This window comes from Streptomyces sp. BA2 (assembly GCF_009769735.1).
GTDB lineage: Bacteria > Actinomycetota > Actinomycetes > Streptomycetales > Streptomycetaceae > Streptomyces.
Genome location: NZ_WSRO01000002.1, coordinates 8,923,256 through 8,947,032, shown reverse-complemented (window position 1 = coordinate 8,947,032; position 23,777 = coordinate 8,923,256). Strand labels below are relative to the sequence as shown.

Here is a 23,777-nt window from a genome sequence, read left to right as displayed (position 1 = left end):
TGACCGGGGTGGCGCTCCCGAACTCAGAGCGAGGAACCATGCCGCAGCGCGCCGCGACCATCGTCGGCGGCGGGATCGGCGGCCTCGCGGCGGCCATCGCCCTGCACCGCCGGGGCTGGCGCGTCGAAGTGCTCGAACGGGCCCCCGAGTTCACCGAGATCGGCGCCGGTATCTCCCTGTGGCCGAACGCGCTGCGCGCGCTCGACGTGCTCGGCCTGGCCGACACCGTGCGGGAACTCGGCGCCGTCGAAGCCGCCGGCGGCGTACGCGACCGCCGGGGCCGCTGGCTTTCCCGTACGGACAATGGGGAGTTGGCCCGGCGCTTCGGTCATCCCCTGGTGGTCCTGCACCGCGCGGACTTGTTGCGGACGCTCACCGAGGCGCTGCCCGCCGACAGTCTGCGGCCGGACAGCGAGGTGTCCGCGGTCCGCGACGACGACCACGGCCCGGTCGTCGAGCACCCCGGCGGCGAGTCCCGGCCCGACCTCGTGATCGGCGCCGACGGGCTGCGCAGCGTGGTCCGCGGTGCGCTCTGGCCCGATGCGGCCGGCCCCCGGTACGCCGGATACTCCGCCTGGCGCATGGTCACCGACCCCCTGGCCACGCCGCCCTCCGAGGGCGCGGCGACCTGGGGTCGCGGGGAGAGGTTCGGCTACACGGCGTTGCCTGACGGGCGGATGTACTGCTTCGCGACCGCTTCGCTGCCTGCCGGGGCCGGGGTGGCTTCCGGAACCTCGGAACACGACGAACTGCTGCGCCGGTTCGGGGCCTGGCCCGACCCCATCCCCGCCCTCCTGGCCGCCGTCCCCGCGGACGCGGTGCTCCGGCACGACCTGTACGGCCTGCCGCCCCTGCCCTCCTTCGTCCGCGGCCGGGTCGCGCTCCTCGGCGACGCGGCCCATGCCATGACCCCGAACCTGGGCCAAGGCGCGTGCCAGGCCCTGGAGGACGCGGTCACCCTGGCCCACTGCCTCGACGGCACCACGGATGTGGCCGCCGCGCTCCGCTCGTACGACCTGCTGCGCCGCCCGCGGACCCAGGCCATCGCGCGCCGCTCCGCCCGGCTCGGCACACTCGGCCAGCTGGCGTGGCCGCCCGCCGTGCTGCTGCGTGACACGGCGGCTCGCCTGATGCCGACGCGGGCGACACTGCGTTCCATGACGCCGGTTCTCGGCTGGACCGCGCCCGGTGGCCAGGTGACCGCGGCGGAGAACGAGGGCCACTGATGCCGGACTGGACGTATCAGCCACTGCGGGGCGCGGCCGCTGCCGTTCTGGGCCTGCGCCGTTCACAGCGGAGCGCTCTGCGACTGCTGGCCTCGATCGGCTCCCGCCCCAGCGGCGCACGCTTGATCGCTCGGGGGTTCGGCCACCGGCATCCGCCGAAGCGGCTCGCCGGCGAGATCGCCGGTGTGCCCGTGACCGTCCGCCTCGGCATATCCGTCCCGCCCTCCCTCGCCCGCGAAACGGTCCGCGCCATGTCGCCGCTGGGGGCCGGTGTCGTCGAGGTGGCGCCCGTCTCGGCGGCTGACGTGCGGACCGTGCGCGAAGCCGCCGCCGGCCGATCGATCCCGGTGGTCGTCCGTACCTGCGACCCGGAGGTCGAAGCCGCCCTCGAACCTCATGTCGACGGATTCACCAGCAGCGACGACCCGCACGTCATCCACGTGTGCGATCCGTCGGTGTCCTCCGCGGCGAGCGCGCTCGATGAGCCGGGCGCCGTCGTACTCGCCCGCCCCGCCGTGCTCGTGGCCGCCGGACCCGGCTGGTTCGCGCGGGTCACCGAGGCCGCCACGCCCACGGCACCCGCTCCGGTGCTGCGCGACGTCGGCCGCGATCCCCGCCGCTGGCCCGCCTGGTGGTGGGCGCTGCTGGTCGGGCTCGGCATGACGGGCGCCGGACTCGGCGCCGCCGCGATCACGCTCGGACCGGTGCTGCTCTGGTACGACCGCGACTACCTCGGCATGACGCTGCACGAACTGCACGCCGCCAACCACCACCTCGTGCACTTCCTCCAGCACGACCGGATCACCATGGCCGGCACGATGGTGGCCATCGGCGCCCTCTACACCGGGCTCGCCGTGGGCGGGATCAGACGCGGGTGGCCCTGGGCCCGCGAGGTGTATCTGCTCTCGGGGGCGGTCGGCTTCCCCACCTTGTTCTACTTCCTGGCCACCGGCTTCGTGGAACCTCTGCACACGGCCGCGGCCCTCGTGCTGTTCCCGATGTTCGTCACGGCGGTCCGCCGTGCCCCGCACGCGGCACGGTGGCGTCTGGCGCCCGAGGGACCGGAGCCGGAGCGCCGGCGCGCTCTGGTCGGCCAGCTGCTGATGATTCTCACGGGCGCGGGGCTTTTCGTCGGCGGGGCGGTGATCTCGGTGGTCGGTCTGACCGATGTCTTCGTGCCGACCGACCTGACCTTCCTGGGCGCCGACACGCACACGCTGGAAGCGGTGAATCCGCGGCTCGTGCCGTTCCTCGCCCACGACCGCGCGGGGTTCGGCGGCGCCCTGATGTCCGCCGCGGTGGCGATCGTGCTGCTCAGCGCGTGGGGCTGGCGGCGCGGTGAGGCGTGGGTGTTCTGGTCCCTGGCCACGGCTGCGGCCGCCGGCTTCCTGCCTGCCGTGGTGGTGCACGGCACGATCCACTACACGGACTTCATCCACCTCGCGCCGGTCTACTTCGGCATCATCCTGACCGGCACCGCCTTGTTCCTCGCCCGTCCGTACCTCTGTGCCAAGGGCTGAACGGTCCGCCCTGCCCTGCGGGGTGCGGGGAAAACGCGTATCGGTCAGTCCCTCGGGCTTCCGCCGAATCCGATCTCGTTGCCGTCCGGATCACGGAAGGTGGCCTTGCGGACGCCGTTGGCGTAGGTCTCACGCGTGTCGGGTTTCAGGCCCCTCTCGGCGATCCGGGATACGCGGTCGTCGAAGTCCTCGACGAATACGGTGTGCAGGGCGTGCCCGGCATGATCGGGCCGCACCTCGATGAACATGTACCGGTGCTCGGCGAGCTCCCACACCGCCTCGGTCTCATTGGGCAGGAAGGACGGCGGCCCACCGAGCAGTCGCTGGTACCAGGCCACCGCCGTGGCGTAGTCGCGGACAGGAATGCCCGCGAACAGATCTACGGTCATGAGGCCATGCTATGCACGAGGGCGTCCGCGCAGGGTTATCCAAATCGTGCTTGTTCCGAAGATCGTTTCGTTGGAGGCTACGGGCATGCAAAATCAGCCGACATTCGTATTTGTTCATGGCGCCTTCGCGAACTCGTTCTCGTTCGCACCGCTGCAGGCCGAGCTCGGCCTCCTCGGGCACCGCTCGGTCGCGGTCGACCTTCCGGGGCACGGGTTCGAGGCGACCTACGCCGCTCCCTACCAGGCGCCGCAGGATCTCGACGCGCTCGCAGGAATACCGGGCAGCATCAAGGGGGTCACCCTTGCCGACAATGCCGCCCATGTGATCGAGGTCCTCGAGAGAGCGAAACAGAACGGGCCGACGATCCTTGTCGGCCACAGCAGAGGTGGCATCACGATCACCGCGGTCGCCAATGCCCGGCCCGACCTGATCGACCGGATCACCTACGTCTCCGCCTGGTGCCCTGTCGACCTGGATGTCAACGACTACTACGCCGAGCCGGAGATGGCGGGCGTCGACCCGGGTGCCTTCGCTCCGGCGCTCGTCGGGAACCCGGCCGAGCTGGGTCTGCTGCGGGTCAACTTCCGCACCGCCGACCCCGGGACGCTCGCCGCGCTCAAGCAAGCCTTCGCCGCCGACCTCACCGACGACGAGTTCCTGACGTTCCTGAACACCTTCCAGCCCGACGAGAACCTCGATGTCGGCACGTCCGCCGACCGGACCCAGGCCGCGACGTGGGGGCGCATCCCCAAGACCTATGTGCGCCTGACCGACGACACCAGCATCCCCCTCGCCATGCAGGACCGCCTGATCCGCGAGGGCAACACCCTCACCCCCGACAACCCCTTCGATGTCGGCACCCTCGAGGGAAGCCACCTGCGCTGGCTCGTCCACCCGAAGCCCGCCGCCCAACTGCTCGCAGGCCTCGCTACGCGCTGACGGCCCGCTTCTCGTCATCGCTGCACGCGATGCGACCCGGCGCGCGACGGCTGCGCCGGGCCGCATCTCTCCTTGAGTGCCGTGTCAGATCACGACACCGGCCCACAGTGGATCGTGGTCAGAATGCGTGGCGTGGGTGGCATCCGCCCACGTGACGTTCGCGGCGGACGGAACGAAGAGATAGTCGATCTTTCCCTGGCTGTGGGTGGATTCGCCAGAGCGGCAGTAGACGTAGACGGGCGGGAAGGTCCAGATCCAGTAGCCCCGCTTGATCTCGTTGCCACAGGGGCTGTCGACCTCCTTGGACTCGCCGTGCGCGCCTCGCTGGTAGTTGGGGTGGTAGAAGTTGTCGGTCGCTCCGGACAGCGGATCGTCGTTGAGATCGCCACCGAGGACCTTGGTGTATCCGGCGTACGTGTTGGCGAGAATTCCCTTGGCGACGGACGCTTCGTGACGCCGGGCTCGCAGGTGCGGGCCGTCATTGCCCACGGTCAGATGCGTGCTGCAGGCGACGGTCTTGCGTGCCTCTGAGCGCACACACACCATCTCGCGCTGCTCGTAGCCTCCCGGCGACTCCAGCGGGTGCGCCACAGCCGTCGCCGCGTCGAACCCCAAGTCGTTGCGGAAAAGCACCGCGTTGCCGAAGTCCGACGGGTGCTTGCACCGGGCCGTGGTGCCGTCGCCCCCGGTGACCGGGTCGAACACCACGGTGTAGCCGGGGAGTTGGCTCTGCAGCCGTTCGTTCCAGTCCCGGCAGGTCTCTTGCAGGGTCATGAACGCAGGGCTGCGGTCACTGACACTGCGTACGAGCGCGTCGGGTACCTCATCACCTTTGGGGCCGTGCTCTTCGTTGCCGCCCGCCATGTTGAACTGTCCGATGGTGAACTCCGCCGGAGCAGCGGTCGGTGCCGATTCGTCGGCGCGGGCGCTGGGCGCCCACGCAACGCTGCCCGTTCCCAACAGAATCGCGCTCAGTGCGAGCGCCGCGCTTTCACGTATGCGCATGCCTTCTCTGTCCCTCACTTCCTCTGTCCCTCACTTCGTCGCGCCGCTGTGCGGCTGGGGTCGGTCCGGGAACGGTCAGGCGCTGGGCTTGACGGTCGCCTTCAGCATCCAGTGGTCACTGAGCCGGCCCGTGTCGTAACGCCAGGACCCGACGTAGATCGGCCGCCCTTGCTCCAGGTCCCAGCCGTAGTCGCTGAAGAAGAGGTAGTCGAGCTTGGAACCGGCGACGTTGCGGCAGCCCTTGAGGTACCACGGACCGGTGGTCGTGCACTTCTCGTCCGAGTCGCCCTCGAAGTTGCCGTCGTAGAGGGGATCCATACCGTCGTCACCGGGTTCGAGGTTGAGGTCGCCCCCGATGATGGTGCGGTAGCCGCCGTTCTGCCAGTCACGGGCCTGGTCGCGGAAGTCCTGGGCCGACGCCTTGCGCAGGGCCTTGGACGGGTCCGCGTTCTGGTTGGCGAAATGGCTGGTGCACGCCAGGAGTTTGTTGCCTCGGTCCTCGATGCAGGCGGCGCCCTGTGTGTGCTTTCCGCCGGGTTCCGAGGTGCTGCCGAAGGTCATGTCCCAGCCTGGCTCGCCCTGCCCGTCGTAGACGAGGTCGCTGCCCGCGAGCTTCTTCATCGCGATGGCGACACCCGCCTCGGGCTTGCCGCTCCTGGGGCACCGGACCGGGTTGTCCGTCCCGATGGTCTTGGCTGTGCGATGGCGGACGACCCATTCGCCGGAGGTGCCGCGGTTCAGCGCCTCCTCGAGCGGCGCTGAGTGCAGACTGTCGCAGGCTTCCTGGATCATCACGACGGCGATCGAATCGTCGTCCTGGACCCGGTCGACGAGTTCGTTGATCTTCCGGGACGGACGATCGCTGTTCGGACAACTGTTGATGGCTCCGCAGATGTTCCAGGTCAGTACGCCGACCCTGGACGGCACGCTGCTCGGTGCCGCGTCCGCAGCCTTCGCTGCGGGCGGGTTCGAGGGCGCCTGCGCACCGGCCGGCTGCACCTGTACGAGTGCGATGACGGCCGCTGCCAGCGCCCCGCCTAAGACTGCCCTGGTTCGGATTCCTTTCACTGTTCCCCCTCTGCATCGGAGTGCAGCACGGGGGGAAGGCGGATCCGTGGACCCACCGTGTGGCTCGCCCCCCGTTGAGCACATCACCGTGTTCCCGCTCCGTAGTCAGGGAGCGGCACTGCCACTTTCTAGGGGTTCACTCTTGGCATGTACAAGCCCACTTTGGGCCAAGTCGGCTGCCCTTCGACACATCACGGGTGCTGACCAGGCCCTTGCTCATTCTCGGCGAGTCGGCTCGGTGACAGGTCCGTCGGATCCTCGTCCGCTTCCAGCAGTGTGTCGGCCGGACCGATGATGAGCGGGTCCGACTCCCCCACCGCGTCCTTGTCCATCGACGCGTAGTCGACACGCAGCAGCAGGTGCCGGATGGCTTCGAGGCGTCCGCGGCGCTTGTCGTTGAACTTGATCACCGACCACGGCGCGTGGACGGTGTCCGTGGCGCGGAACATGTCCACCTTGGCGCGGGTGTAGGCGTCCCAGAGATCCAGCGACGCGAGATCCGTGGGTGAGAGCTTCCACTGGCGTACGGGATCCACCTGGCGGATGGCAAAGCGTGTGCGTTGCTCCGCTCTGGAGACGGAGAACCAGAACTTGACCAGCACGATGCCGTCATCGGTGATCATCTTCTCGAACAGCGGTGCCTGCTGCAGAAATTCCTCGTGCTGGCGTGGGGTGCAGAAGCCCATGACGGGCTCGACGCCGGCTCGGTTGTACCAGGAGCGGTCGAAGAAGACGATCTCACCCGCGGACGGCAGCTGCGCGACGTAACGCTGGAAGTACCACTGGCCCGCTTCCCGTTCAGTGGGCTTGTCCAGCGCCACGATGCGGGCACCGCGGGGGTTGAGGCGCTCGGTGAAGCGTTTGATCGTGCCGCCCTTGCCCGCCGCGTCGCGTCCCTCGCACACGACCACGATGCGCTGACCCTGTTCCCGTACCGATCTCTGCAGCTTCAACAACTCGATCTGCAGGATCCGCTTCTGGCGCTCGTACTCCCTGCGCTTCAGCCTCTCCGAGTAGGGATAGTTCTCCCGCCAGGTCCGCAGCGGCTCTCCCTCAGCGTCGAGCAGCACCGGGCGCTCCGGCCGGGCCTCATCCACCGACAGCCCGTCCAGCAAACGCTCCCCGTCCTTGTCGTCCGACGCCACACCGTCTCCTCTCATCGACGCGTGCCACCTTTCTACCTGCATCGAGCGCTATTTACCCGGAGCGAACGGTGCCGGCCAGGTTCCCTGTTACGCCTGCTCGCTGATCATCTTGAGCAGGGCCTCAACCGCGCCGTTCTCGGAGTCGGCCCCGTGGGCTTCGGCGTCTCCAAAGGTGACGGCAGCGGCGCTGCGGGGGAACATGGCCTGTTCGTACTCGGTGAGCGCGGTCTCGATGTCGTCGGGGTGAGCGGCGATGGCCTTGCCGAGTTCGGCACCGTCGTACATGGCGAGGTTGGCGCCTTCGCCGTTCGGGGCCGAGAGGTGGGCGGCGTCGCCGAGCAGGGTGACGCCGGGCACGCGGTCCCACCTGTGCTCGGTGGGCAGGGCGTAGAGGGGTCGCAGGACCGGTGGGATGTCTCCGTCGGTGATCAGCGCGGTGAGCTCCGGCGCCCAGCCGGTGAACTCCTCAGCGATTCGAGAGGCGGCCGCGGAGGCGTCGGTGAAGTCAATGGCTGCGAACCAGTCCTGCGGCTCGGACAGCCCCACGTAGGCGTGCAGAGTGTCGCCCCTTTCCCGGTGAGCGAAGATCTCCCTGCCCGGCGTGAACGCGATCATCGACCCGCCACCGACCGTTTTCGCGGCGGCGGGGTGCCGGGTGTCGGCTTCGAACAGGTAGGTCTCGACGACCGACTTGCCGGTGTACTCGGGTGTGGCGGGGGAGAGCAGCTGCCGCACCCGTGACCAGGCGCCGTCCGCGCCGACCAGCAGGCTGCTGACGACGGTGCTGCCGTCGGCGAACGTCACCTCGTGACTGCCTTCGCCGAGGCTACGGGTGCTGCTGACCTTGTGCCCCCACCGGACGGTGCCGGCCGGGAGCGAGTCGAGCAGCACCTGCCGCAGTTCGCCGCGCTGCACCTCGGGGCGTCCGCCCGTGCCGTCGTCGGCCATCTCGTGCAGGACGGTCCCGTCCGGGTCGAGGACCCGCATCGCCTGGCGGCCCTCCAGAATGAGGTCACGGAACTCATCCATCAAGGAGGCTGTTTCGAGGGCGAGTTGTCCGTTGTAGTCGTGGATATCGAGCATGCCGCCCTGCGAACGCGCAGCCGGGGAGGACTCCGCCTCGTAGACCGTGACCGGGATTCCGTGGAGGTGCAGGACGCGGGCCAGCGTGAGTCCGCCGAGTCCGGCCCCGATGATCGTGACGGGGGTACGCATGAGGGCTCCTCGGGGTCGGGGCCGGCCGAGTGATCTCCGGCGGCCGTTCCTCGAAAGGTGCCGGGCCCCGCCGACAGGCCTCCGACAAGCCACCGACAGCGGACTCACGGCTCCCGACAGCTGCCCGACAGCCCCAGGCCCAGGTCACTGAGGTACGTCTCCAGCTCGGCGGCGCCGGTCAGCATGGCTCGCCCGCGAGCGGACAGCCGGCCGCGCCAGTCGCTCAACGTGGCTTCCAGAGGCTCAAGGCCGCCCGCCGCCCGCACCTGGGCGATCAGCGGGGCGATCTGCTCCAACAGGTAGCCTCCGCGCCTGAGTTGGTGCACCATCCGGGCATCCCGTACGTCGGCCTCGTCGTAGACGCGGTAGCCGGTGCGCGGGTCCCGGCGCGGGTGGACAAGGCCGGCCGTCTCCCATTTGCGCAGGGTCGCCGGCTGGATCCCGAGCTTCCCGGCCAACTGGCCGACGAACATGCCCTCAGGCGCGGGCCTGGACCCAGCCTCTGGTCCAGCCCAGGACACCGGCGTGGCCCCCAGGTCTCGGAGCGCCCTCTCCACGGCCTGGAGGGTTCGCCGGTCCTCCAGGAGCTGTACGTGGCTCTCGTCGATGAGGCGGAACGCCTCCTCGGCCGCGCCCCGGTTCACTGCTCGCATGATCGACGTCGCCGTCTGGTGGCCGTGGCCGGGCACCAGGGCAAGAAACGCGCGCAGGGCCCGCGCGTGCAGCGAGGTGTAGGTGCGGTAGCCGTGCGATGTGCGATCAGCGGCCGGGAGGATGCCGGCCTCCTCGTAGTTCCTGATCGCCTGCGTGGACAGACCGTGCCCGCGCGCCAGATCCACCGGCCTGAGCCGATCCCCGCTTTGAAGGTTTCGCCCCATGATCCCACCCGTACCGCAGCAAAGTTTCAACCGAGTGTTCAACGATAGCGTTTAAGGCATGGCTACTGACATCAAGGACACCGTCCATGCCGTCGAGGCGACCACCGTCATGAATCTCCTCGGGGCCCGTCCACAGCTGCTCGCCCTGGGCGAGCCCACCCACGGCGAGGACCCTCTGCTCGACCTGCGCAACGAGCTCTTCCAGCAGCTCGTCGAGCAGGAGGGCTACCGGACGATCGCAATCGAGAGCGACTGCATGATGGGCCTGGTCGTGGACGACTACGTCACATCGGGCGCGGACACAGGCACCCTCGACGAGGTCATGAAGCACGGCTTCAGCCACGGCTGGGGCGGCGCCTCCGCGGCCAACCGCGAACTAGTGCGCTGGGCAAGGGCGTTCAACGACGGCCGGCCCTCGTCCGACCACGTCCGCTTCGCCGGTTTCGACGGCCCCCTGGAGATCACCCACGCCGCGAGCCCCCGCCAGGCCCTCACCGCACTCCACAGCTACCTCTCGGCCGGGGTGGCGGACGCGGACCTGCTTCCCTGCACCGCCGAAGCCCTCGACCACCTGCTCGGCGCCGACGACCCATGGACCAATCCCGCCGCGATGATGGACCCGGCCCAGTCCGTCGGGCAGTCGACCGAGGCGAAGCAACTACGGCTGCTCGCCGACGACCTCGTGGCCCTGCTCGACACGCAGACCCCGTACCTGATCACGGCGACCTCACGGAACGCCTTTGACCGAGCGCGCCTGTACGGGCGCACCGCCACCGGCCTGCTGCGGTACCACCACTGGATGGCCGATGCCTCGCCGAGCCGGATGACCCGCCTTCTGGGGCAGCGGGATCACATGATGGCCCACAACCTCCTCGCCCTCGCCGAACGGGGCCCGACACTCGTCCACGCCCACAACAGCCATCTCCAACGCGACAAGAGCACGATGCGCATGTGGAACCACCCGCTGCTGGAGTGGTGGAGCGCCGGCGCGCTCGTCAGCGCCCGCCTGGGCGAGGAGTATGCCTTCGTGGCCACGGCACTCGGCACGATCCGCCACCAGGGAGTGGACACCCCGCAACCGGACACCCTCGAAGGACTCCTGTACGCGCTCCCGGAGGACCGCTACGTCATCGACGCCGAGCAGCTGGCCACGACCCTCGGCAACACACCGCTCGCGCCCCGCGTATCACCCTGGTTCGGCTACGCCCCGCTCGACCCGGCTCACCTGACGGGGATCGACGGGCTCGTGTTCCTCAAGGACGTCAAGGTACGGAGCCTTCCTTGATCAACGTATAGCGCCCCGGGGGCCTCGCGGGAGGCACGGGTGTGCGCGCCGCCGCCGTGGCAGGAGCCGTCGGACCTCGCCGTGGTGCAGACCGGAGCGTGGGTCCTGAGCGATGAACGGCCGCTCCCCGCCGGGCTGATGGCGTTCCTGGACGCCGGCGAATCACCGGTGTACGTGGGCTTCGGCAGCATGCCCATGGGCGCCCCGGCCGACGTCACCCGGGTGGCCGTCGAGGCGGTGCGCGCGCACGGGCGCCGTTCTCGTCTCCCGCGGCTGGGCCGACCTGGCCCTGATCGGCCGCGTGGCCGAGTTGGGCGTCGGCGCAGCACACGACGGCAGCCGAACTGCTGATCGGCTGCGCACCCGCAGGCGGTGCATCTCGGAGCGCCGTCCAGTGCCGACGCCTTGGCTAATGTGCACGGGTGACCACCGAACTGATCCTGCTGCCGCGTGTCGCCCATCGCGGGCAGGAGGTCACCGCGCCTCGGCTTCGCGGGCTCCTCGCGCTGCTCGCGGGCGACGTGCGCGCGGGCTGCGGCACCGAGCGGCTGGTGGCAGGGCTGTGGCCGGACGCGTTGCCGGAGCGGCCGGGAAGGCGCTTCAGGTCCTCGTGTCCAGGGCGCGGGCGCAGTTGGGTGCCGACGTCATCGCGAGCACACCGACGGGATACCGGCTCAACCTCCCCGAGGATCAGGTCGACAGCTCCGCCGTGCGGCTGCACGCCGCCGCGAGCGCGGAGCGGGCCAGGGCCGGGGGCCACGCGGGTGCGCTGGCCGCAGCCGAGGCCGGGCTCGCGCTCTGGGAAGGCGTCCCTGAGGGGGTGGCCGATATCGACGGCCCCGTCTCCGCGTTGCGTGCCGAGCGTGCCCCCGTCCGCGGCACTCTCGTACGCGCACAGGCGCTGGCACTCGCCCGCCTCGGACGACATGCGGAGGCGGCAGGGCCGCTGGCCGTGGCCGCCGCTGAGCATCCGCGCGACGAGGAAGTACTCGCCGAGCTGCTGCGCGGCGAGGCGGCGACGGCGGGCCCGTCCGCCGCGCTGACGCGGTACGAGGCGTACCGCCGCGAGCTGCGCGGGGCGCTCGGCACGGATCCCGGCGCCGGACTCAAGGCCGTGCAGCAGGAGTTGCTGCGCGGCGAGGCCCCGGTGGTCCGGCACGGTGTGCCGCACGAGCCCAATCCACTCCTCGGCCGGGAGGCGGACATCGCGGCGGTGGAGCGGCTGTTGCGCGGCGCCCGTGCCGTCACCGTCGTCGGGCCCGGCGGCCTCGGCAAGACCCGCCTCGCGCACGCCGTCAGCCGCCGGGCCGAGCAGCGCGTGGTGTACTTCGTGCCACTCGCCGCCGTCACCTCGGACGCGGACGTGGCCACGGAGGTGGCCGCCGCGCTCGGTGCGGGCGAGGGGCGGCACGGCGTCGTGAGCGGCCACGCCGCGGCCGACCCGGTGTCAGGCATCCTCGGCGTGCTCGGCGCCGGGCCCGCTCTGCTGGTGCTCGACAACTGCGAGCAGGTCATCGGGGGCGCCGCCGGCCTCGTGCAGGCCCTGGTCGCGTCCTCGAAGGAGCTGCGGGTGCTCGCCACAAGCCGGGCCCCGCTGGACCTCACGTCGGAGGCGGTGTACGCGCTGCCGGAGCTCGGTCTCGCCACCTCGGTCGAGCTGTTCACGCAGCGGGCCAGGGCCGCGAGGACCGGCGTGGAGCTGCCGCCGCACGCGGTGGCCGACCTCTGCCGCCACCTCGACGGCCTGCCGCTCGCCGTGGAGTTGGCGGCTGCGCGGGTGCGGGTGTTGTCGGTGCCGGAGATCGCCCGCCGGCTCGGCGACCGGTTCGCGCTGCTGCGCGGCGGGGCGCGGGACGCGCCGGAGCGCCACCGCACACTGCACGCGGTCGTGGAGTGGAGCTGGAACCTGCTGGCACAGGACGCGAAGGCGGCGCTCCGCACATTGTCGGTCTTCCCCGGAGGCTTCTCGGGGGAAGCGGCGGAGCACGTGCTCGGCGACGATGCGCTGTCGCTCCTCGATCAGTTGACAGGTCAGTCGCTGCTCACCGTCGCCGACACCCCGGCCGGCGTGCGCTTCCGGATGTTGGAGGCCGTACGGGAGTTCAGCGCGGCCCGCCGTGCGGAGGCCGGGGAGGAAGACGCGGCCGTGGGCCGCTTCCTCGCCTGGGCAAGGGACTTCGGGCTCGCCCACCACGACGTGCTCTTCGGCCCGGAACCTTCCCCGAGCTCTCTGCTTCGCCCGAGCGGTGGCGGCCCCGTCGCCGCCCGGGAGCGGATCAGGGCCGAGCAGGACAACCTCGTACCGGCCCTGCGGCACGCCCTGGCCCGTACGGACGGCCCCACGATCGCCGCGCTCACCGCCGTCCTCGCCGCTCTGTGGTCCACCGACTCCAACTACCCCCGCCTCGCCGCCCTCGCCGCGGACACCGGCCCTCCGCTTTCGCACTACTACCCCGGGCCCGAGTACGTCGAAGTCGCCCGCGCCGCGGCGGTGTTGTGCGCGGCGGGCCTGTTCATGAACTACGGACCGCATGGCGTACGCCAGCTTGTCACCCTCCGTCGGCTGCCCGCGGCTCCGCCGGACACGCTGCCGCGCGCCACCGCGGCAGTTCTGAGCGCGCTCCCCGAGATGCGCCCTCCCGACTACGCCGTGCTGCACGCGCTCTGCGGCAGCGAACAGCCTCTGGTCGCCGGTATCGCCGAGTGCGTGGCCACCTACGTAGGGGAGTACGAGCACGACATCGACAGGGCGCTCGCATCGGCTCGCCGGATGATCACCGCGCTGGCCCCCGTCGACAATCCCTCCCTGCACCTCATGGGCCATTCCCGGCTGAGTGAACTGTCCTTGCGGGTGGGGCAGGGCGAGACCGCCTACGAGCACCTCAACGCGGCGCTGAAGGCGCTGCCGCGTATCGGTGACGAACTCGACTACATCGGCATCCGCTCGGCCCTCGTCCTCGCCTGCCTGCAGCGCGGCGACCCCGACGAGGCCGAGTACTGGCTGCGGCAGACCGAGGGGGCCAACACCCCGCAGGACAACGCCTTCTACAGCCCCGACCTCGGCAGCCGCGCGGAGATCGCCCTCGCCCGCGGTCTTACGGAGGCCGGGCTATGCCTCTGGCGCGGCGCCGTGGAGCGGATGCCCGAGGCGGGCTCGCTGCACAGCGGCGACCCGTGGCTCGACCCGTGGGCGCTTCAGATCCAGTCCGCCGCGGTGACGGCGCACGCGCACGCCGACCGTCTCGACCTGGTCCCGGTACAGGTCGACCGACTGCGGCGGCGGCTGCGGACGCTGCTCGCAGGACCGCCCCGCTCGCCCATGGAGCTGCCGGTGTTCGGGACGGTGGTGCACGCGCTCGGCATGGCCGGGCTCGCGTCCGGCGACGCCTCCGCCGTACGGATGATCGCGCTGGCCGAACGGCTGCGTGTGCTGCGCGAGTTCCAGCCGACGATGTCGCAGGACCGCGCCCGGCAGGCGGCCGAGAACGCCGACCGGGCGGCGTACGCCGACGCGGTGTCGCAGTACGCCGCCCTGAAGCGGGATCAGCTGTGGGAGGCGGTTCGCGCGCTTACTTGACGCGGTTCGCGTGCTTACTTCGGGTCGCGGTTGAACAGCGACGTGGACCAGCGATAGCCGAGCACGGCCAGACCCAGGCACCAGATGATCGTGACCCACCCGTTGTCGCCGATCTCGCTGCCGAGCAGGAGCCCGCGCAGGGTCTCGATGGCGGGAGTGAAGGGCTGGTGCTCGGCGATCGGCTGGAACCAGCCCGGCATCGCGTCGACCGGGACGAAGGCGCTCGAGATGAGCGGCAGGATCATCAGCGGCAGCGCGTTGTTGCTGGCCGCCTCGGCATTCGGGCTGGCCATCCCTATCCCGACCGCGATCCAGGTGAACGCGAGCGCGACGAGCGCGAGCAGCCCGAACGCCGCAAGCCACTCCAAGAACGTGGCGCCGGTCGACCTGAACCCGATGGCCACGGCGACAGCGCCCACGAGCAGCACGCTGAGGATGGCCTGCAGCACGCTGCCGACGACGTGCCCGATGAGCACGGAACCTCGGTGGATCGCCATCGTGCGGAAGCGGGCGATGATGCCCTCGGTCATGTCCATGGAGACGGAGATCGCGGTCCCCGTCGGTGTGGCGCCGATGGTCATCAGCAGGATGCCAGGGACGAGATAGGCGATGTAGTCCGAGCGGTCCGCGCCACCGCCGCCGATGCCCGCGCTCATCACATCACCGAAGACGTAGACGAAGAGCAGCAGCAGGACGATCGGCATCAGCAGGATGTTCAGGGTGAGGGACGGATAGCGCCGGGCGTGCAGGAGGTTCCGGCGCAGCATCGTGGACGAGTCGCGCACGGTGAGGGAGAGGGAGAGGGAGCTCATCGGACCGACTCCATGGGCTGGTTGGGGAGTTTGGTGTTGCTGGTGAGGGCGAAGAAGACGTCGTCGAGGTCGGGGGTGTGCACGGTCAGTTCGTCCGCCTCGATGTCGGCGGAGTCGAGCCAGTCGAGGATCGAGCGGAGCTCGCGCTGGGTGCCGTCGCTGGGGATCTGGAGTGACAGGGCTTCGTCGTCGCGGGTGACTTCGTGCAGTGCCGCGGCGGCCGACTGGTAGGCGGTCGGGTCGGTGAAGCGGAGGCGTACGTGGCCTCCGGGGATGGCCCGCTTGAGTTCTTCGGCGGTGCCTTCGGCGGCGATTTTGCCGTCGTTCAACACCGCGATGCGGTCGGCGAGTTCGTCGGCTTCTTCCAGGTACTGGGTGGTGAGGAAGACGGTGACGCCGTCGGAGACGAGCTCGCGGATGATGCCCCACATGTTGTGGCGGCTGCGGGGGTCGAGGCCGGTGGTGGGTTCGTCGAGGAAGATGATCCGCGGGTTGCCGACCAAGGTCATGGCGATGTCCAGGCGGCGCTTCATGCCGCCGGAGTAGGTGGAGGCGGGCTTCTTCGCCGCCTCGGTGAGGTCGAAGCGTTCAAGGAGTTCGGCGGCGACCCGTCGGCCTTCGCGTCGTGAGATGTGGTGCAGGTCGGCCATGAGGAGCATGTTCTCCTCGCCGGTGATCAGTCCGTCGACGGCGGAGAACTGGCCGGTGACACCGATCGCGGCCCGTACGGCCTGCGGGTCGGCGGCCAGGTCGTGGCCGCCGACGTGCAGGTCCCCGCCGTCGGCGGTGATGAGGGTGGAGAGGATCTTCACGGCGGTGGTCTTGCCTGCGCCGTTCGGCCCGAGCAGGGAGAAGACGGTGCCGGCCGGAACCGCCAGGCCGATGCCGTCGAGCACGGTCTTGTCCCCATAGGCCTTGCGCAGCCCCGTGGCCGCGATGGCGAGTGAGGACGATGTCGTCGTTGTCGTCATGCCGCAGAGGTTGCGGCAGGGCGCCTTCAGCGCGGTTTCACGAGGGTTTCAGCGCGGTGCCTCAGCTCGTTCTTTATCTACTGTCCGGTGCCACCGAACTTTGAACGCGTGCCATCGGACCTTGGCGGACGCGAGTTTGTGTCATCGAAGATTGATCCCCCTGGTCTGCTAGCCTTCCGGAGGCCGTGCGAGAGAATGAGGAGGTGGTACCCGTGAACGTATCGACGTGGGTGCTCTCCTCCAGGGTCACGGTCGGGCGATAGGTCGTCGTCCGGGAGCGCCGTTCTGCGCACTCCCGAAAGGCACGACCATGCATTTCACTTCCGAACAGCGTCTCGACGACGGTGTCATCGAGCGCGAATTCACCCTCGGCGAGATCCCCGGCATCCTGTGGACGCCCGAATCCGCATCCGCGTCCGCACCGGTGCCGCTGATCCTGCTCGGCCACCCCCCGCTCGGACTGCGCAAGATGTACCCCCGGCTGGCGGGGCGGGCCCGGCACGCCGCGGCGGACGGCTTCGCCGCGGCCACCATCGAGCTCCCCGGGAGCGGTGAACGGCCCCGTTGGGCCGCCGCCGAGCAGGCCCGCGCCGACCTGCGCCGGGCCATGGAGGCCGGCGAGCCGGTCGGCGACGAGATCGTCGACGCCCTCATCCTCCCGCTCGTCGAAAAGTCGGTCCCGGAATGGCAGGCCGCCCTGGACGCTCTCCTGTCGCTGCCCGAGATCGGCGGCCCGGTCGGGTACTCGGGAGGAGTGATCTCCATCGGCGTTCGCCTTGCGGTGGTCGAGCCGCGCATCGTGGCCGCCGGTTTCTTCGCCGGGAGTTTCGTGCCTCGCGCCATGTTCGAGGAGGCCCGCCAGGTCACCATTCCGCTGCATGTCCTGCTGCAGTGGGACGACGAAGGGAACGACCGGCAGGCGGCCCTGGACCTGTTTGACGCCTTCGGCTCCAAGGAGAAGTCCCTGCACGCCAACATGGGCGGGCACACCGGCGTCCCACAGTCCGCGGGGGACGCCGCGGCCGGGTTCTTCGCCCGGCATCTGCGCTAGCCGAGGGCACAACCGCCCCGATCGCGGCGGTACCGGCCATCAGCGGTACCGGCCGGTCGGGGCGGCGCTCGGCCACCAGCGGTACGGCGCCGCACCGACGCGCTCGTGACCAGGGCTGTTACCGATCAAACTTCCCTACGTTGTTCTGCGGGTCCGGGCGAGCCGGAGCTGGGCGTAGGCGACGATCAGGATCCAGGTCCAGCGGTCCGCGGCTTCGGGGATACGGAGTTTCGGGGTGGTCCAGCCGAGGGTCTGCTTCGCGAAGCGGAAGGTGTGCTCCAGATCGAAGCGGCGGAGAAACGCCTGCCAGAAACGGTCCACATCGTCCGGGGTGGCGCCGGTCTTCGAGGACCACAACCACACCGGCGGAGCGTCCCGGTTCTTCGATAGGTGCTCGACCTTCAGTCGGATCAACGTGCCCTCCACCAAGGGCAGTTCACCGTCGTGGCCGAGCCAGGAGGAGCGGTGGGTGAGCCGGGGGTGGACCCGGTCCCATGCCTGGGTTTCGGCTTTTCCGTAGTTGGTGGTGTCGGTGACCGTGGTGATGGCGGGCTCGGGCCAGGTCTCCGGCTTGGTGAAGCGGAACTCCGGTCCGTGCTTGGGCGGTCGGCCGTTGACGCCGTGCATCCTCGGTGGTTTCGGGAGCCGCATGACGCAGTCGGAGCGGACCCGGCCGACCAGCTCCACGGGCAGGTCTCGCAGGACCCAGGCCAGGCGTATGACGTCGTAGCCGGCATCGCTGACGATCACGATGTCCGGGTCCCCGGCCTGCCACTGCCCCGCGGCGATGAGCCGTCCGACGACTCCTCGGAGCTGGTCGGCGGTGACCGCGGTCGCGTCATCCACCGGTCCGAGCCGGACCGCGTCCAGAATCGCGGTCCAGGACGTGGCGCCCCGCTCCAGCACGGCGACAAGCTCACTGCCATACCCGGAGTCCTCGGGCTCACCGATCCTACGAATGACCGGCGTGGGCCCGAGCCAAAACGGTAAGACAAGCTCAGCGCGGTGCATCAGCCCGCCGGCATCTCCTCGATCCGTTCGCGGTTGAGCAGATACATGGGCAGGTAGGGCTGCGGCAGGGCGACGGGGAAGCCGTAGTCGTACGCCAGGCTCGCCATCGCCAGCGGTCCCAGCGCCACCTGGGCGCGCGGCGCCGCCGAGTCGCCCCAGTACGTGCCGTGGTGCGCGACAGCTTCTGCCAGGGCCTTGGTGAAGGCGTCGTGGTCGCGGGCGATCAGACGGTGGAAGAGAGCGACGGGCTGGTAGTCGATCAGGTCCGAGAAGTCCTTCGGCGTGTGGGTCAGGGACTCGGGCTGGGACGTTTCCATGGTGGCGAGCAGCTTTGCCACGACGTCGTCCATGGGGCGCTCGGACCAGTAGGTCTGCAGGGTGTCGATCCAGTGCAGTACGTACGCGTCGACGGAGTCGTCCTGCCGCAGTACCTCCAGCGGCACCTGACACAGCCGGTCGGCCCTGTCCTTCTGGCGGCACGCGACCGCGATGTAGAAGGCATCGAGCCAGGCGCGGGCGTCCGCGGGTGGCGCGGCCGGGGTCGCGGGCAACTGCCGCACGATGTCCTCACCCAGGCGGCACTCCTGGGCCTGCGCACCGGCGAACAGTGCCGAGCCGAGCTGCACGGCGATGGCCCAGGCGTCCCAGGTGTCGACGTAAGCCCCCTTGGGGTCGGCGGCACAGCGGGCGTGGGCGAGCGTGAGAGCCGAGGCGAAGGCATCGGCGAGACCGGCAGGGCTCTCGGCGAGAGCGGCGCTCTCTGCGAGACCGGTTATCGCCTCGGCCGTGGTGTGGGTGAGGGCAGCCACGTCGGGCGTCTTGGCGGCGGCGGCAGTGTCAAGCCGTCCGGCACGATCGAGGCGGACCAGGCCCTTCATGCGGGCCAGCAGTTCCGGCGGCGGCTGCAGGGAGAAGGAGCGGGTGTCGTGGTCGATGACCGTGATCGACGTCAGGCGGCCCTGGTGCCACCAGTAGACCCGCGGTGACAGCTCGCCCGGCCCGTCCTCGTGGGCCCCGAGACCGTACGAGGCAAGGCCGTTGACCGCGTCGACCACCGAACCGTCGGCGATCGGGTGGTAAGCGAGCAGGTGCCGGGTGGGCACGACGAAGAGGGCTCCGGCATCCGGGAGCAGCTCGCCGGTGACCTGCCGGACCGCCTCGGACAGGAACAGTGCCTTGCTCGCGATGAAGGGCGATTCGCCGTACAAGGAGTGCAGCAACGCACCCCCCTCCAGGGGTACTTCATCGTGTTCGACGGGTACGCGCATCAAGTTCGCGTACGCCGCCTGCCCCAACTCCTCGATCCCGGCGCGCTCCACGTCGGAGTCGGTGAGGATCCGCACGCTGGCGGGCATGTCGAGGGCGTAGGCGAAGACGAGCCCTTCGGCCACCACGCGCGCGTAGCTCATGGCACCGGCGATCTCCGGCGTGAGCGAATCCGTGGGCAGCAGCCGCGCATGCACTCCGCGAAGAAGCTCCGCGGGGCTCTCGCCGCCTTTGCTCCCCTCCTCCAAGCGGGCGAAGTGGGCCTCGACCAGCTCGGGCCAGCGCTCCTCCGGCGCCTGACGGCACATCTGCGCCAGGTTGTGAAGGGAGTAGTTGCGCCCTTCCCGCGCGTACGGGACGGCGAGTGCGCGCAGACGGGCGGCCTGGGCGGTGGTCAGCATCGGCAGGTCGCGGTCGGGAGCGTCCGGCGTGCCAAAAGTGTTGTCTTCGTTCACCGTTGCGACTCTACGAGTTGTGTGCGTGCGGTTCTGACGCCGGGTCGGGCGGGCGGGCCGGCCAGCAGCCTGCTCAGGGGCTCAGGGGCTCAGGGAGTGTCACCGGACCAGTCCCAGCGGCGCCTCTTGTCGCCGGGGCGCGGGTCGTACATCGCCCGGCCGCCTGCACCGAAGTGCCCGAGCTCCGTGGGCAGGGCGACACCGGTGTCTATCTCGCCCTTGGTCCAGCCCGTGATGTCGAGCAGCAGGCCGTCCAGCGGCCCGCCTACCAGCTCGGCGTAGTCCCGCCCCGGCTGCGGGCCCTGCCGGGGGTCGTCATGGTCCTGGCCGTAGATCCGGCCGCGCAGCAACTCCTCATCCCTGTCCATGCCTCCCACCCTCCCAGCCACCACTGACAATCAAGTCCTGCCACGGCCTGCCCAGGAAGCGTGATCGGCCGGTTGCCGACTGTTCACGGGTGGGTGAACGCCAATAGCCTGTGCGACCTTCGCGCTCTGGGGGGTCTCGTGAACGGTCTCCGTGCAGTCGTTGTCTACCTTGTGCTCGCCTGTGCCGCGGTGGCGTCGCCAGCCGCCGTGGTGTCCCCGGCCGCGGCTGCGACGCCGAGCGCGACGCCGGATTGGTCGGCGCTGCCGGTGCCGGCGGCGGCTCCCCCGGTGACGGTGTCCGACCTCGCCGCCCGGGGGCGGGGAGAGGCGTGGGCGACCGGGTACGAGCACGCCGCCGACGGACTGCGGCCGATGTTGTACCGGTGGGACGGCACGGCGTGGAGCCGGGACACCACCTTCCCCGGCGCCGCTGAGCCTGGCTGGCTCGGCAAGGTGCAGTTCGTCGGCGAGGAGGCGTGGATCTTCCACAACCGCGCGGGCGAGGGACAGATCCTGCGCCGGTCGGCGGGAGGGTGGAGTGCCGTACCGCTGCCGCAGACCCTGTCGATCTACCAGGACTTCGCCGCGGCACCGGGTGGAGCGTGGGTGGTCGGTGAGGACGACACCGGGGTGAAGGTGTTGCACTACGACGGTTCCCGCTGGACCACACAGTCCACTCCGGACGGCGTGCTGTACGTGATGGGGATCACCGCGCGTACGGCCACCGACGCCTGGGCCTGGGCGGACACCAGCACCGGCACCACCATCCTGCGCTGGGACGGCACGGCGTGGCGGGACGCGAAGGTGTCGCTGCCGTCGAACAGCAACGTGCACACGATCCTGCTCGAACCGTCCGGCCGGGTCACGATCGGCGGCAGCCAGTACACCGACGGCGTATCCCGCACCTACCTGATGACCTTCAACGGGCAGGCCTGGCACACCACTTACCCGCCGCTGGGCGACACCTACACCGAGGCCATGGTGCGCGGCCCGGACGGCGCGCTGTGGCTGCCGGTGCGCAGTGACCGCGCGTTCCAGTCGAAGTACGCGCGGGTCGACGGCAAGCGCACCACCTTCTCCTACGGCCCGCAGCGTACGAACGCGATCGACGTCAAACCGCGTGCGCTGGCGAGGGCCGGGTCCGCACTGCTGTCCTTCGGCACCGTCGAGATCTACGGCTCGAAACCGAACCTCATGAGCGAGCGGCTGGGAGGCTGACCATGGTACGCAGACTGCTCGTCGCGGCCCTCGCCGTCGCCATGACCATCATCACCGTCATGAGCTCGGCCGCGGCGGAAACCCAGTCCTGGCAGCACGTTCCGGTCCCGGTAGAGGTACGCCCCCAGGCCGGTCTCAACGAGGCGGTGGCGTTCGGTCCTGACCGGGCGTGGGCGGTGGGCACCGACGCCGTCGGTCGCGAGGCGCCGGGCTACCCGCTGATGCTGCGCTGGGACGGAACCGCGTGGCAGCGCCAGAGCCTGTCCGGGATCCGCTGGCAGGGAGAGCTGCTGTCCGTCGCCGCGACCTCGCCGAGCGCGGTGTGGGCGGTCGGCCGCGACTCGGCGGGCGGCGCCCGCCTGCTCCGCCACGACGGCGGCTCCTGGTCCGAGAGCCGGCCGCCGCGCGGTGTCGTGCTGACCAAGGTCGTCGCCGGCGGCGGTGAGACCTGGCTGATCGGTTCGCGGGACGGCGCGCAGGTGTTGCTGCGCCGGGACGGGCGCGGCTGGCAGGACGTGCCGGCGCCGCCGGGAGCCGTGTACGGCCTGCACATCCTGTCGGCCGACGACGTGTGGGCCGCGGGTGAGACCCACTCGGGTGCGGCCGTGTCGCACTGGGACGGCGATGCGTGGCAGCAGACGATCGTGCACGGATTCCCGCGGTCGGCCGTGGGCAGTGTGCTGGCGGTCTCGCCGACGGAGGTGTGGGCGGGTGGCACGGACGGGTTCGTGGGCGGCCCGGTCGGCAAGCCGATTCCGCCCCTGCTGGTCCGCTTCGACGGGCAGAAGTGGAGCCGGGTGACCATGCCCACCGACTTCGGTTCGGTGACCTCGCTGACGCCCGGCCCGTCCGGCGGTCTTGGCTGGGTCTCGGTGGCCCGCTCGCAGAAGTACGGCCCGCCGGGCAGTTGGCCGCCGTTCGTCCCCGGGCCGGATTTCCTCGCCTGGAACGGACAGTCGTTCACCGAGTACAGCGAACCTGCGGTGGCAGGGGAGGGTGACTCCTTGAGGCTGCAGCTGGCGCCGGTGCCGGGCACGGAGAAGGTGTGGTCGGTCGGCCGCGCCACCGGCCCTGAGAACACCTTCGCCCCGCGCATCCTGCGTTACGGATGAAATCTCACGGCTGAGATCTCGACGACCCACCTACAACCGCACCAGTCTCTGTTCGCTTCAGGTCACTTGGGATCACTTGGGGTCACTTGGGGTTACTTCGGGCAGTACTCCGCTTCGATGACGGCCTGGCTGTTCCCCGCCCAGTCGCCGTTGAAGTTGAGGGCGAGCGAGTGCTTGCCGTCCGGAGTGGTCACGGCCTGGGACGCCGAGCCCTGGATATTGCCGCCGTGTCCCCAGACCGAAAGGCCGCAGGACGGCTCGAACTTCATCAGCCCGAGCCCGTAGCCCGTGATCAGACCGGCCCCGCCGACCGGAACGGTGCTCTTCATTTCCTTGAGCTGCGCCGCGGGCAACAACTTGCCGCCCAGCAGGGCCGAGTAGAAGCGGTTCAGGTCACCGGAACCGGAGACCATCGCGCCCGCCGAGCCCGCGGCCGACGGATTGAGCTCGGTTACGTCGTGCGTCGGGTCCGTCGGCTTCGGCGCCAGGGAGAGCTTGGAGTAGGCACGGGAACTCGGCTTCGGCATCGACGACGCGGTGCGGGGGACGGAAGTGGCGTACAGGCCGAGCGGCTTGATGATGCGCCGCTCGATCTCGCCCTCGTACGGGTGGCCCGAGACCTTCTCGATGATCATTCCGGCCAGTGTGTAGTTGGTGTTGGAATAGCTCCAGCCCGCGCCCGGCTCGAAGAGCGGTTCGTGGCGCATGGCGATGCCCACCAACTGGGCGGGCGTGTAGGTGTCGTAGCGATGTTCCAGGAACTTCTCGGTGAAGCCCCGCTCCAGGAACTCCGGGTCGGCGGTGTAGCCGAAGATCCCGCTGGTGTGGTTGAGCAGCTGCCGGACGGATATCCGACGGCCGTCGTGGCCGTTGCCCTGAACCACACCGGGCAGCCACTTGTCGACCTTTTCGTCGAGGTCGAGTCTGCCCTCCGCCTCCAACTGGAGCAGCACGGTGGCGACGAAGGTCTTGGTCGCGCTGCCGATCCGGTAGCGGTCGACCGCTGAGCGCGGCGCGCCCGTCCTGAGGTCCCCGACGCCCGACGTGCCCGTCCAGATCGAGTACCGGTCGTCGACCTGCCCGGTCGCCCCGGGCACCCCGGCCTCGACCGCGGCGTCCAACGCTTCCTGGGTCTGCGCGTGTCCCACGCCGACGCCGGCGTCGGCTGCAGCGGGTGAGGTGAACGAAGCGGCGGTCAAGGCCGCCGCTGCCGCCAGACCCACTGCGCTCATCCTTGCTGTGCGCCCTGTCATCTGCTGCCCCTT

Annotated in this window: 18 protein-coding genes and 3 pseudogenes; 9 read left to right on the top strand and 12 right to left on the bottom strand. The window is 70.1% G+C overall.

Features of this window, described 5'->3' with window-relative positions; all coding sequences use genetic code 11:
* Positions 1-38 precede the first annotated feature (38 nt).
* A complete protein-coding gene (locus tag E5671_RS42840) occupies positions 39-1,226 on the top strand; it encodes an FAD-dependent monooxygenase (protein ID WP_160509595.1) in 1,188 nt (395 codons plus the stop codon).
* Positions 1,226-2,746 carry a hypothetical protein gene (locus E5671_RS42835; protein WP_160509594.1) on the top strand — a complete coding sequence of 507 codons (1,521 nt, stop codon included), beginning with the start codon at positions 1,226-1,228 and terminating at the stop codon, positions 2,744-2,746. The genes E5671_RS42840 and E5671_RS42835 overlap by 1 nt, the downstream gene beginning before the upstream one ends.
* Before the next feature lie 44 nt (positions 2,747-2,790).
* Here E5671_RS42835 and E5671_RS42830 read toward each other — a convergent pair whose 3' ends face one another.
* Positions 2,791-3,135 (bottom strand): VOC family protein, encoded by a 345-nt coding sequence (locus E5671_RS42830; RefSeq protein ID WP_160509593.1) that lies wholly within the window; start codon positions 3,133-3,135, stop codon positions 2,791-2,793.
* Between the two features lie 85 nt (positions 3,136-3,220).
* Between E5671_RS42830 and E5671_RS42825 the strand changes: the two genes are divergently transcribed.
* Positions 3,221-4,075 carry an alpha/beta fold hydrolase gene (locus E5671_RS42825; protein WP_160509592.1) on the top strand — a complete coding sequence of 285 codons (855 nt, stop codon included), beginning with the start codon at positions 3,221-3,223 and terminating at the stop codon, positions 4,073-4,075.
* Between the two features lie 84 nt (positions 4,076-4,159).
* Here E5671_RS42825 and E5671_RS42820 read toward each other — a convergent pair whose 3' ends face one another.
* The 5 genes from E5671_RS42820 to E5671_RS42800 all read right to left on the bottom strand — a co-directional run bounded on the left by E5671_RS42820 (position 4,160) and on the right by E5671_RS42800 (position 9,386).
* Positions 4,160-5,080, bottom strand: a complete 921-nt coding sequence (locus E5671_RS42820) for an endonuclease/exonuclease/phosphatase family protein (protein WP_160509591.1) — start codon at positions 5,078-5,080, stop codon at positions 4,160-4,162.
* A gap of 75 nt (positions 5,081-5,155) precedes the next feature.
* Entirely contained in the window at positions 5,156-6,148 is a 993-nt protein-coding gene (locus E5671_RS42815) for an endonuclease/exonuclease/phosphatase family protein (protein ID WP_160509590.1), read from the bottom strand.
* 191 nt (positions 6,149-6,339) lie between these two features.
* Positions 6,340-7,308 carry a polyphosphate kinase 2 gene (ppk2, locus tag E5671_RS42810; protein ID WP_160509589.1) on the bottom strand — a complete coding sequence of 323 codons (969 nt, stop codon included), beginning with the start codon at positions 7,306-7,308 and terminating at the stop codon, positions 6,340-6,342.
* A 72-nt stretch (positions 7,309-7,380) separates the two neighbouring features.
* Positions 7,381-8,508 (bottom strand): FAD-dependent oxidoreductase, encoded by a 1,128-nt coding sequence (locus E5671_RS42805; protein WP_160509588.1) that lies wholly within the window; start codon positions 8,506-8,508, stop codon positions 7,381-7,383.
* Positions 8,509-8,612: 104 nt separating this feature from the next.
* Positions 8,613-9,386, bottom strand: coding sequence for a TioE family transcriptional regulator (locus tag E5671_RS42800; RefSeq protein WP_160509587.1), 774 nt, complete (start codon positions 9,384-9,386; stop codon positions 8,613-8,615).
* A gap of 58 nt (positions 9,387-9,444) precedes the next feature.
* Between E5671_RS42800 and E5671_RS42795 the strand changes: the two genes are divergently transcribed.
* From E5671_RS42795 to E5671_RS42790, 3 genes and pseudogenes are all read left to right on the top strand, one after another.
* Positions 9,445-10,671 (top strand): erythromycin esterase family protein, encoded by a 1,227-nt coding sequence (locus E5671_RS42795; protein ID WP_160509586.1) that lies wholly within the window; start codon positions 9,445-9,447, stop codon positions 10,669-10,671.
* A gap of 54 nt (positions 10,672-10,725) precedes the next feature.
* Positions 10,726-10,966, top strand: a pseudogene (locus tag E5671_RS46655) (glycosyltransferase); the annotation flags it as partial.
* A 127-nt stretch (positions 10,967-11,093) separates the two neighbouring features.
* Positions 11,094-14,248, top strand: a pseudogene (locus tag E5671_RS42790) (AfsR/SARP family transcriptional regulator).
* Between the two features lie 14 nt (positions 14,249-14,262).
* On the opposite strand, the gene E5671_RS42785 reads toward E5671_RS42790, so the two are convergent.
* Complete coding sequence (locus tag E5671_RS42785) at positions 14,263-15,060, bottom strand: ABC transporter permease (protein WP_160509585.1); 798 nt, start codon at positions 15,058-15,060, stop codon at positions 14,263-14,265.
* Complete coding sequence (locus tag E5671_RS42780; RefSeq protein ID WP_160509584.1) at positions 15,057-16,031, bottom strand: ATP-binding cassette domain-containing protein; 975 nt, start codon at positions 16,029-16,031, stop codon at positions 15,057-15,059. The genes E5671_RS42785 and E5671_RS42780 overlap by 4 nt, the downstream gene beginning before the upstream one ends.
* Positions 16,032-16,341: 310 nt before the next feature.
* Here E5671_RS42780 and E5671_RS42775 point away from each other — a divergent pair, with 310 nt between their 5' ends.
* Positions 16,342-17,082: an alpha/beta hydrolase gene (locus E5671_RS42775; protein WP_160509583.1), complete on the top strand. Its 741-nt coding sequence runs from the start codon at positions 16,342-16,344 to the stop codon at positions 17,080-17,082.
* 153 nt (positions 17,083-17,235) lie between these two features.
* On the opposite strand, the pseudogene E5671_RS42770 reads toward E5671_RS42775, so the two are convergent.
* From E5671_RS42770 to E5671_RS42760, 3 genes and pseudogenes are all read right to left on the bottom strand, one after another.
* Positions 17,236-17,997: pseudogene (locus E5671_RS42770) on the bottom strand (transposase); the annotation flags it as partial.
* A 95-nt stretch (positions 17,998-18,092) separates the two neighbouring features.
* Positions 18,093-19,814, bottom strand: a complete 1,722-nt coding sequence (locus E5671_RS42765; protein WP_336606007.1) for an immunity 49 family protein — start codon at positions 19,812-19,814, stop codon at positions 18,093-18,095.
* Between the two features lie 89 nt (positions 19,815-19,903).
* A complete protein-coding gene (locus E5671_RS42760) occupies positions 19,904-20,182 on the bottom strand; it encodes a hypothetical protein (RefSeq protein WP_160509582.1) in 279 nt (92 codons plus the stop codon).
* A gap of 138 nt (positions 20,183-20,320) precedes the next feature.
* Here E5671_RS42760 and E5671_RS42755 point away from each other — a divergent pair, with 138 nt between their 5' ends.
* Together E5671_RS42755 and E5671_RS42750 are read left to right on the top strand one after the other, a co-directional pair.
* On the top strand, positions 20,321-21,400 hold the full coding sequence (locus tag E5671_RS42755; RefSeq protein WP_160509581.1) for a hypothetical protein: 1,080 nt from the start codon (positions 20,321-20,323) through the stop codon (positions 21,398-21,400).
* A 2-nt stretch (positions 21,401-21,402) separates the two neighbouring features.
* Complete coding sequence (locus tag E5671_RS42750) at positions 21,403-22,512, top strand: WD40/YVTN/BNR-like repeat-containing protein (protein ID WP_160509580.1); 1,110 nt, start codon at positions 21,403-21,405, stop codon at positions 22,510-22,512.
* Positions 22,513-22,604: 92 nt separating this feature from the next.
* On the opposite strand, the gene E5671_RS42745 is transcribed toward E5671_RS42750, so the two are convergent.
* Positions 22,605-23,744, bottom strand: a complete 1,140-nt coding sequence (locus tag E5671_RS42745; protein ID WP_160509579.1) for a serine hydrolase domain-containing protein — start codon at positions 23,742-23,744, stop codon at positions 22,605-22,607.
* Between the last annotated feature and the right edge of the window lie 33 nt (positions 23,745-23,777).